9 protein-coding genes are annotated in these 9,949 nt (G+C 66.3%); 4 read left to right on the forward strand and 5 right to left on the reverse strand.

Features of this window, described 5'->3' with window-relative positions:
- Position 1: 1 nt before the first annotated feature.
- The gene (locus tag IRZ12_RS01685) at positions 2-865 is read left to right on the forward strand and encodes an N-formylglutamate amidohydrolase (RefSeq protein WP_296463439.1); all 864 of its coding nucleotides are present in this window, start codon (positions 2-4) and stop codon (positions 863-865) included.
- Positions 866-890: 25 nt separating this feature from the next.
- Here IRZ12_RS01685 and IRZ12_RS01690 read toward each other — a convergent pair whose 3' ends face one another.
- From IRZ12_RS01690 to IRZ12_RS01710, 5 genes are all read right to left on the reverse strand, one after another.
- The gene (locus tag IRZ12_RS01690) at positions 891-2,498 is read right to left on the reverse strand and encodes a DHA2 family efflux MFS transporter permease subunit (protein ID WP_296463440.1); all 1,608 of its coding nucleotides are present in this window, start codon (positions 2,496-2,498) and stop codon (positions 891-893) included.
- 21 nt (positions 2,499-2,519) lie between these two features.
- The gene (locus IRZ12_RS01695; RefSeq protein WP_296463442.1) at positions 2,520-3,830 is read right to left on the reverse strand and encodes an EmrA/EmrK family multidrug efflux transporter periplasmic adaptor subunit; all 1,311 of its coding nucleotides are present in this window, start codon (positions 3,828-3,830) and stop codon (positions 2,520-2,522) included.
- Positions 3,831-3,881: 51 nt separating this feature from the next.
- A complete protein-coding gene (locus tag IRZ12_RS01700; protein ID WP_296463443.1) occupies positions 3,882-5,291 on the reverse strand; it encodes an efflux transporter outer membrane subunit in 1,410 nt (469 codons plus the stop codon).
- A 117-nt stretch (positions 5,292-5,408) separates the two neighbouring features.
- Positions 5,409-5,891: a MarR family winged helix-turn-helix transcriptional regulator gene (locus IRZ12_RS01705; protein WP_296463446.1), complete on the reverse strand. Its 483-nt coding sequence runs from the start codon at positions 5,889-5,891 to the stop codon at positions 5,409-5,411.
- Positions 5,892-5,993: 102 nt separating this feature from the next.
- Positions 5,994-7,529: a helicase HerA-like C-terminal domain-containing protein gene (locus IRZ12_RS01710; RefSeq protein ID WP_296463448.1), complete on the reverse strand. Its 1,536-nt coding sequence runs from the start codon at positions 7,527-7,529 to the stop codon at positions 5,994-5,996.
- A gap of 212 nt (positions 7,530-7,741) precedes the next feature.
- On the opposite strand from IRZ12_RS01710, the gene IRZ12_RS01715 reads away from it, so the two are divergent.
- The 3 genes from IRZ12_RS01715 to IRZ12_RS01725 form a co-directional block, all read left to right on the forward strand.
- Complete coding sequence (locus tag IRZ12_RS01715; RefSeq protein WP_296463450.1) at positions 7,742-8,467, forward strand: YebC/PmpR family DNA-binding transcriptional regulator; 726 nt, start codon at positions 7,742-7,744, stop codon at positions 8,465-8,467.
- Between the two features lie 4 nt (positions 8,468-8,471).
- Positions 8,472-9,767, forward strand: coding sequence for a phosphoribosylamine--glycine ligase (gene purD / locus IRZ12_RS01720; RefSeq protein ID WP_296463452.1), 1,296 nt, complete (start codon positions 8,472-8,474; stop codon positions 9,765-9,767).
- A partial coding sequence (locus IRZ12_RS01725; RefSeq protein WP_296463454.1) for a coproporphyrinogen III oxidase occupies positions 9,764-9,949 on the forward strand: 186 nt, incomplete at its 3' end. The genes purD and IRZ12_RS01725, both read left to right, overlap by 4 nt.

Below are 9,949 nucleotides of genomic sequence, written 5' to 3' on the forward strand. Positions count from 1 at the left end.
CATGGCCGACCTAATACCGCCGCCCGTGGTGCGGCGCGACCCGACGGGCCCGGTCCTGCCGCTGGTGTGCGATTCGCCCCACAGCGGCACCCACTACCCTCCGGACTTCGGCGCAGCCGTGCCCTTGGCGCGACTGCGCCAGGGCGAGGACACGCATGTGGAGGCCCTGTGGGCCGCGGCGCCGGAATACGGCGCCACGCTGATCGCCGCCACCTTCCCCCGGGTCTATATTGATCCCAACCGATCCCTGGAGGACCTGGACCCTGCGCTGCTCGACGCCCCCTGGCCCGAGCCGCTCACGCCGACCGAGAAGACGCGGATCGGCAAGGGATTGATCTGGAGCCGCCTGGACGCCCAGACGCCGATCTACGACCGCAAGCTCACCGTCGAAGAGGTACGGCGGCGCATCGATGCCTACTACCGGCCGTACCACGCGGAACTCGAACGCGCCGTCGAGGAGCGCTATGCGCGCTTCGGTGCGCTGTGGCACCTGAACCTGCACTCCATGCCCAACGACGTCTACGAACGGCTGGGCATGCGCAGCGATCACCCCTTGGCCGACTTCGTCCTGGGAGACCGGGACGGCACGACTTGCGAGCCCGGGTTCGTCGCGCTCATCGAAGAGGCATTGCGCGACAAGGGCTACACCGTGGCCCGCAACGACCCCTACAAGGGCGTGCAGCTCATCGCGCAAATGGGACGCCCCGCCGAGCACAGGCACAGCTTGCAAATCGAGGTCAGGCGCCCGGTCTACATGGACGAGGCCACGCGTGAACGCAATGCCGATTTCGACCGCGTGCAGGCCGATCTGACGGCGGTGCTCGCCAGCGTGGCGGCCTACGTCCGCGACCGGCTGCCGCGCTGAGCTTCCCTCCCCCGGGGGGCATGCCTCAATGCGCGCCGCCCGCATCCATTGGCGCGCCGGCGCCCCGCCGGGGCGGCCGCGCAAACCACACCATCGCCGTCAGGACCAGGAAGATCACGGCTGACCCGTAGAAGATGTCCACCGCCGACATCGTCAGCGCCTGGCCGGTGATGAGGTTGTTCAGCGAGGCCAACGCCTGCTCCAGCGACATGCCCGCTGCCTGCATGGTCGACAGCGTGTCGGAGACCGCGGCGCTGCCGGGCGTCACGTGCTCGACCAGGTGTGCATGGTGCATGGAGGCGCGGTCTTCCCACATGGTCGTGACGATGGAGGTGCCGAACGCGCCGGCGGTGATGCGCAGGAAGTTCGACAGCCCCGAGGCGCTCGCGATCTTGTCGGGAGGCAGGCCTGCCAGCGTCAGCGATACCAGCGGCACGAAAAAGGCCGCCATGCCCGCGCCCTGCAGCAGCGTGGGCTCCAGTAAGGTCAGCATGTCCGCCTGCGGCGTAAAGTCGGCGCGCATGAAACTCACCGCGGCGAATACGCCGAATGCCACGGTCACCAGAACACGCGGATCGGCGCGGCTCAGCATGCGCCCCACGATCGGCGTGAACACGATAGCCAGGATGCCGACCGGCGCGGTCACCATCCCCGCGTCGGTGGCGGTATAGCCCATCTGCGTCTGCAACCACAACGGCAGCAAGACGACGTTGCCGAAAAACACGGCATAAGCCACCGAAAGCGTCAACGCCCCGACGGTGAAATTGCGTCCCGCGAACAGCCGCAAGTCAACCACGGGATGCTTGTCGGTCAGCTCCCAGATGACGAAAAAGACGAAGCCGACCACGGCGATCACGGCCAGCGTGACGATCATGCTGTTGGCGAACCAGTCGAGCTCCTTGCCCTTGTCAAGCATGATCTGCAAGGCCGCGATCCAAGTCACCAGCAAGGCCAGCCCGACGGTGTCGATCGGCAGCCTGCGGGTGGGAGATTCGCGTTTGCGGTAGATCGCCCAGCTCACCCACGCCGCGACCAGCCCCACCGGAATATTGATGTAGAAAATCCAGGGCCAGGAGTAATTGTCGGAAATCCATCCGCCCAGCAACGGCCCCGCCACCGGCGCCACCAGCGTGGTCATGGACCACAGCGCCAGGGCCATGCCTGATTTTTCGCGCGGATAACTGCCCAGCATCAACGTCTGGGAGAGCGGAATCATGGGACCGGCCACGAGCCCCTGCAGGACCCGGAACGCGATCAGCGACTCCAGATTCGGGGCGAGGCCGCACAACCACGATGCAATGATGAACAGCAGCACCGACGCGACAAAGAGGCGTACCTGACCGAAGCGCAGGGTGAGCCATCCGGTGAGCGGCAGCGCGATTGCATTGGCCACCGCGAACGAGGTGATGACCCAGGTTCCCTGGCTCGTGCTGACGCCCAGGTCGCCCGAAATCGCCGGCAGCGATACGTTGGCAATCGAGGTGTCGAGCACGTTCATGAACACTGCGGCCGACAGCGCAAGGGTGCCGAGCAGCCGCTGGCTGCCCTGCAGCGGCGGATGCGCCGCCTGGGCCGCCGGCGCCGCGTGCCGGTCCAACGGCGCGGCGGCGGATGGAGAAGCAGAGGTCGTCATGGAGATACCCGTGAAAACTGTCTACAGCGTGCCTGCGCCAGGGCGGACGGCCGCCACCGGCCCGACGCCGTTGGTACGGCCCGGGGCGGAGATGTGCCGCGGCTCTGCCTTGGCCACGGTGCGCTTGCTTTCCGCCGGGCCGGCCCCAAGATGCTGCGCGATCGTGGCGGCCACCAACTTTTCCGCATCCTCGCGCGCGTGGTCCATGACGGACGTGGCATAGGCGGGCGCGGCGCGGCGAACCTCGGCGAGCGCGGGACCGTCGGTGGAGGACACATCCACCGACACGTTCATGGACAAGCCGACGCGCAACGGATGAGCCTCGATCTCCTTGGGATCGAGCTCGATGCGAACGGGTACGCGCTGCACCACCTTGATCCAGTTGCCTGTGGCGTTCTGCGCGGGCAGCAGCGCGAACGCGCTCCCGGTGCCCGCCCCCAACCCGGCAACCTTGCCGTGGTATTCCACCCTGGAGCCATACAGATCGGCCTCCAGCGTGACCGGCTGTCCGATGCGCATCCGGCCCAGCTGCACCTCCTTGAAGTTCGCGTCGACCCATACCTGGTCCAGCGGCACGATGGTCATCAGCGCGGCGCCGGGAGCGACCCGCTGGCCGACCTGGACGCTGCGCCGGGCCACGTAGCCCGTCACCGGCGCCGGGAGCGACGTCCTGGACAGGTTGATGAAGGCTTCGCGAACCTTGGCCGCGGCCGCCAGCACATTGGGGTGCTGCTCCACGCTGGTGCCATCGGTAAGGGCCGTATTGGTGGCGAGCTGCTCCCGGGCCGCGGCGAGGGCGGCCTGCGCCGACGCCAGCGCGGCCTTGGCGTTGGCGCCCGCGGTCTGCGCATGCAGCATTTCCTCGCCGCTGACCGCGCCCGAGTCGGCCAGTTCCTGCCGCCGCCTGGCATCGCTCTGCGCCTTGGCCAGGTCGGTACGCGCGCGTTCGACCTCGGCCTGGCGCACCGCAATGTTGGCCTTCAGGGCGCCGTTGTTGGCGTAAAGCGTGCGCACTTGCCGCACGGTCTGGGCCAGCTCGGCCTGCGCCCGATCCAACGCCACCTGGGCATCGGCCTTGTCCAGCATGACAAGTGCGTCGCCAGCCTTCACGTAATCGGTGTCGTCCGCGTGGATGGTCACCACCGTGCCGCCCATCTGGGGCGTGATCTGCACCAGATTGCCCTGCACGTAGGCGTCGTCGGTATGCTCGTAGTGGCGGGCCACCACGGTCCACCATGCTCCGTACGCCACGGCGATGACGGCAAAAACGCCGGCTGCGCCCAGCAACAGTTTCTTGCGAGAATTGGCGGGAGCGGATTGAGTGCTTTCCATATCAGAACCTTGAAATGAATATCGAGCGATTCGTAGCGTTGTCTTTGCCGGCTAGGGACGGGCCGCGGCCATGGGCTCGCCTGGCCCGGGCGGCAGCTCCGCCCCGCCGCCCAGCGCCTTGGCCAGCGCCACGTCCAGGGTCAGCGCGCGCGCCTTGAGGTCGGCGTCGAGCCTTGCCTGGGTCAACACCGCGCTTTGCGCGGTCAGCACGCTCAAATAGTTGCCGAGGCCGCCGCGATAGCGCTTGACCGCGAGGTCATAAGCCTGCTCGATGGCCTCCCGCGCCTTGCGCTGCTCGGTCATTTCACGGTCGAGCGCACGTATGGAGGCAAGCGTGTCGGCCACTTCATTGACGGCATGCAGGACGGTCTGGTTATAGGCCGCCACGGCCAGATCCGCGTCCGCGGTCCGGCCCTGGAGGTTGGCGTTCAAGCGCCCTCCCTCGAAGATGGGCAAGGTCACGGCGGGCCCAACGCCGGCGATGTGGCTGCCCGAGTCGAAAAGCCTGGACAGCCCGAATGCGGAGGTGCCGACGAAGGCGGCCAGATTGACGTTGGGATAGAACATCGCGCGGGCAACGTCGACGTTGCGCTGCGCGGCCTCCACCCGCCATCGCGCGGCCACGATGTCGGCACGCCGCCCTACGAGCGCGAGCGGGACATACGACGGCACGGACGTGCACGGCGAGGCCAGCGGCACCGGCTCGATGGCGGCACCCCGCTCGGGGCCTGCCCCCACCAGGGCCGCAATCTGGTTACGCTGCAGCGTGATGCTCTCGTCCACCTGCGCGGCTTGCGTGCGCGCCTCGGCCAACGCCGACTCGGCCTGCTTGACCTCCACCAGGGTATCGAGCCCCGAGCCGTAGCGCTGCCGGGTCAGCGCGGCGACGCTCTCACGCTGGGCGATGGCTGCCTGCAGCACCTCGCGCTGCGCGAACAGGCGCTGCAAATTGAAATAGGCCGTGCCGATGGAGCTCGCCAGAAGACCTGTCGCGGCCCGACTTTCGGCTTGCGCCGCCCGGCTTTCCGAAAGCGCGGCTTTCAGCAGGGAAGCGTTCCGGTTCCAGAAATCCAATTCATAGCTGACATTCAACGCCAGCCTGGAGTCAGTACGCACGCCGCCGGCAAGCGGAGGGGGGATGGAGCCGTTCTCGGTATAGCGTTGGCGGGTGGCACTGGCGGTCACATCGACTTGGGGCAGCCCGCTGGCCCGCGCGGTGCCGACAGCCGCCTCGGCCCGCGCCAGGCGCGCCTGGGCGATCACGATGGACGGGCTGCCCGCTATGGCTTCCTCGACCAAGCCATTCAACTGAGCATCGCCATAGCGGTGCCACCATTGTTCGGCGGGCCATTCCGCCTTGTCCTGGACGGCTCCCAGCGCGGAGGCGTCGACCAGCTGCGGCCGGCGCGAGTCCACCGGATCGACACTGGCACACGCGGCGAGAGCGAGAACCAAAGGCATTAGGACGAATCTTTTCATGGAAGCTTACGTTTTGCTGAATTTGATTGCCATGGCTGTTACTGCTTAGGCAATTATTGGCATAAAAAAAAGGGGCCACGGACCTGCCCGGACGCGGGCTCAGCCCGGGTGCGCGCCGTTGGCGATCATCCGGCGCAGAAACGACTTGAGCTGGGCCAGCTCTTCCTCGGAGAAACCTCGCGTATGCATGTCGACTGCCTGACGCAGCCGCCCCGGGATCTGCGCCGTGGCGCGCATGCCTTCCTGCGTCAGCTCCAGTTTGATCACCCGGCGATCTTCCGCACTGCGGACCCGCCGTATCAAACCCTTCGACTCCAGCCGATCCAGCATGCGGGTGACGGCACCGGTATCGGTGCAGCTGCTGCGTGCCAGCTCAGCGGCCGTTTCGCCCTGGCCCATGGCGAGCAGCATCAGCGGCCCCCATTGCATGGCAGTCAGGTCGAGCGCCATCATCTCGGTGTCGACCGCGCGCTGCAGCGACCCATGCGCCAGCTTCACCAGATAGCCCACGCTGTCGTTCGGATCGTAATTGCGGACCTCGTCGGAAAGATGCCGCGCGCTGGTAGAAGAGGAAGAAGACATATCCGCATTATTACTGCCTAGACAATAATTGTCAATGCAGATAATTGCGGCGAGGATACCGCCCCGCTTGCAAGCTGCGCGTTAACCGAAATCGGGAGAGCTTCAGCGTCGCTTGCCAAGCAGCGAGCCCAGCAGCCCCCGGGTGAGTTCGCGGGCGAGCTGTGTTCCCATGGAGCGGACTGCGCTGCGGGCGGCCGATTCCAGCACACCCTCGCGGCGCCCGCCGCGCGGGCCGGTCGACCCGAACAACACGTCCCGCAGGCCGCCTATCAGCCCGTCATCCTCTTTGCCGGCCGAGCCCCCCGCCTTGCCGGCCTTGGGCGCCGGGGCCTGGGCCGGGGCATCGGACGGTGCCTCGCCGGCAGCCCTGCGGGTCAACAGCTCGTAGGCCGATTCGCGATCCACGACCTTTTCGTACACCCCCGCGACCAGCGACGACGTCATCAGCGCCTGGCGCTCCGCTGCGGTGGCCGGACCGATGCGGCTCCCCGGAGCGACGATGTAGGCCCGCTCCGTGATGCCCGGCCGCCCCTTCTCGTCCAATAGCGAAACCAAGGCCTCGCCCACGCCAAGCTCGGTGATCGCCTCGGATAGGTTGAGGCCGGGGTTCGCCCTCATGGTCTCGGCCGCCGCCTTGACGGCCTTCTGGTCCCGTGGCGTGAAGGCGCGCAGCGCGTGCTGCACCCGGTTGCCGAGCTGGCCGAGCACAGTATCGGGAATGTCCAGGGGGTTCTGGGTGCAGAAATACACGCCCACCGCCTTGGAGCGTATGAGCCTGACCACTTGTTCGATCTTGTCGAGCAGCGCCTTGGGCGCGTCGTTGAACAACAGGTGCGCCTCGTCGAAAAAGAAGACGAACTTCGGCTTGTCGGTGTCGCCCGCCTCGGGCAGGTGCTCGAACAATGCGGACAGCAGCCACAGCAGGAAGGTCGCATAGAGCGTAGGCGCCTGCATGAGCTTGTCGGCCGCCAGCACGTTCACCACCCCGCGCCCCTGCGCATCGGTCTGCATGAGATCGTCGATGTTCAGCATCGGCTCGCCGAAGAAGCGGTCCCCGCCTTGCGCCTCGAGCGCCAACAGCCCGCGCTGGATCGCGCCCACCGAAGCGGGCGAGACATTGCCGTAGCGCGTCTTGAATTGGGCGGCGTTGTCGCCCACGTACTGCAGCATGGCGCGCAGGTCTTTCAGGTCGAGCAGCAGCAGTCCGTTGTCGTCCGCGATCCGGAATACCATCGTCAACACACCGGCTTGCGTGTCGTTCAGGTTCAGCATGCGGCCCAGCAGCAGCGGCCCCATGTCGGATACCGTCGCGCGCAGCGGATGGCCCTGCTCGCCGAATACGTCCCACAGCGTCACGGGGCTGCCGCCCCAAGTCGGCATGTCCAGGCCGAGCGACTCCAGCCTCTCCTGGAGCTTGGGCGTGGCGGCTCCCGGCTGGGAAATCCCCGTCAGGTCGCCCTTGACGTCGGCCATGAACACCGGCACGCCCATTCGGGAAAAGGATTCGGCCATCACCTGCAGGGTGACAGTCTTGCCGGTGCCGGTGGCCCCTGTAATGCATCCGTGCCGGTTGGCCATGGCCGGCAGGAGAAAAAGTTCGGTGTTCGCGTTCTTGGCGAGAAGTATGGGGGCGGCCATGTCGGTTCCGTTATGCAAACTAAACAGGATGCCCGGGGACGGGACGGCGTCGATTCTGTAGGCAAGGCGCCGCGCTTGTCAAAATACCGTCGCCCACATGGCAAATAGCGTAACGGTTGTGGTATTGGCAGCAAGACGACATTCAAACGGAAGCCCCCGCCTGCCGGTCAAGCTAAAATGCACCTTTCACTGTTACGACGCAAGCGATTTCCATGGCCGGACATAGCAAATGGGCCAACATCCAGCACCGCAAAGGGCGTCAGGACGCCAAGCGCGGCAAGCTGTGGACCAAACTCATACGTGAAATCACGGTGGCCGCGCGGGCCGGCGGCCCCGATCCCGACAGCAATCCCCGCCTGCGCTTGGCTTGGGACAAGGCGACCGACGCGAACATGCCCAAGGACACCATCCAACGCGCCATCACGCGCGGCTCGGGCGGCGCCGACGGCGATAACTACGAGGAGGTCCGCTACGAAGGCTACGGGATAGGCGGCGCGGCCGTCATCGTCGATTGCATGACCGACAATCGCACGCGCACGGTGGCCGAAGTGCGGCACGCATTCTCCAAGCATGGCGGCAACCTCGGCCAGGAGGGTTCAGTCGCCTTCATGTTCAAGCATTGCGGCCAGTTCCTGTTCGCGCCAGGCACCTCGGAAGACAAAGTCATGGAGCTGGCCCTCGAGGCCGGCGCCGAAGACGTCATTACCGACGATGAAGGCGTGATCGAGGTGATCTGTGCACCCACCGACTACGCTGCCGTCAAGCGGGCCTTCGACGGGGCGGGGCTGAAGGCCGAAATGGACGGCATCGTGATGAAGGCTCTCAACGAAACGGTTCTCCAGGGCGAGGACGCGGAAAAAATGCAGAAACTACTGGACGCGCTGGAGTCCCTGGACGATGTCCAGGAGGTCTACACCACAGCCGTCATGGGCGAGTAAACACATGAAAATCCTCGTCATCGGCTCTGGCGGCCGCGAGCACGCCCTGGCTTGGCGCCTGGCCAAATCTCACAAAGCCGAGAAAGTCTTCGTCGCTCCCGGCAACGGCGGCACGGCGCTGACACCCCGCCTGCAGAACCTTCCCATCACCGACCCGAACGAACTTGCCGACTTCGCCCAGAACGAAGGCATAGGCTTGACCGTGGTCGGGCCCGAAGCGCCGCTGGCCGCCGGCGTGGTGGACATTTTCCGCGCCAGGGGGCTGAAGATCTTCGGCCCCACCAAGGCGGCCGCGCAGCTCGAGAGCTCCAAGGATTTCGCCAAGGCCTTCATGGTCCGGCACGGCATTCCGACGGCCAAGTACCAAACCTTCACCGTGCCCGCGGAAGCCCACGCCTACATCGATGCACAAGGTGCGCCCATCGTGATCAAGGCCGACGGCCTGGCCGCCGGCAAGGGGGTGGTGGTCGCCGCCACGCTGGAGGAGGCCCATGCCGCGGTGGACGCCATGCTTGGCGACGGCAAGCTCGGCCAGGCCGGCGCGCGCGTGGTGATCGAGGAATACCTCGAAGGCGAAGAAGCCAGCTTCATCGTGCTGTGCGACGGCAAGCACGTGCTGCCGCTGGCCACCAGCCAAGACCACAAGCGGCTCAAGGACAACGACGAAGGCCCCAACACGGGGGGCATGGGCGCCTACTCGCCCGCGCCGGTCGTCACGCCCGAGCTGCACGGACGCATCATGCGCGAGGTCATCTGGCCCACCGTCCACGGCATGGCCAAAGACGGCATCCCGTACACCGGGTTCCTGTATGCCGGCCTGATGATCGGTCCGCACGGCGTGCGGGTGCTGGAATTCAACTGCCGCATGGGTGACCCGGAAACTCAACCGATCATGATGCGGGTCAAGAACGATCTGCTCGAAGTGTTCGAAAATGCCGTATCCGGCACCCTGGACCAAGCCAACGTCGACTGGGACCGCCGCACGGCGTTGGGCGTGGTCATGGCAGCCGCCAACTATCCCGACACGCCGCGCACCGGCGACGTCATCACGGGCCTGCCGCCCGAAGCGGAAGACTGCATGGTGTTCCATGCCGGCACCGTCGAGAGCGATGGTGTGGTCAAGACCAGCGGCGGACGCGTGTTGTGCGTGACGGTGCTGGGCGATTCGGTGAAATTGGCCCAGCAGCGCGCCTACGACGTGCTGCAATCCATTCACTTCGACGGCGCGCAATACCGTCGCGACATTGGCTGGCGAGCCATCGCACGCCGCGCCGCCGCGACAGACTCTGGCACGGCATGAACATAGACACCTCGCTGACCCGCAGCTACTTCGTCGATTTGCAATCTCGCATCGTCGCAGGCCTCGAAGAACTCGAAGGCCAGCCCTTTCGGGCCGACGCCTGGGAGCGTGCGGAGGGCGGCGGGGGCCTTTCCCGCTTGATAGAGGGGGGCGCGGTTTTCGAACGCGGCGGAGTGCTGTTC

It is taken from the genome of Pigmentiphaga sp., assembly GCF_019689535.1.
In the GTDB taxonomy this organism is placed as follows: domain Bacteria; phylum Pseudomonadota; class Gammaproteobacteria; order Burkholderiales; family Burkholderiaceae_B; genus Pigmentiphaga.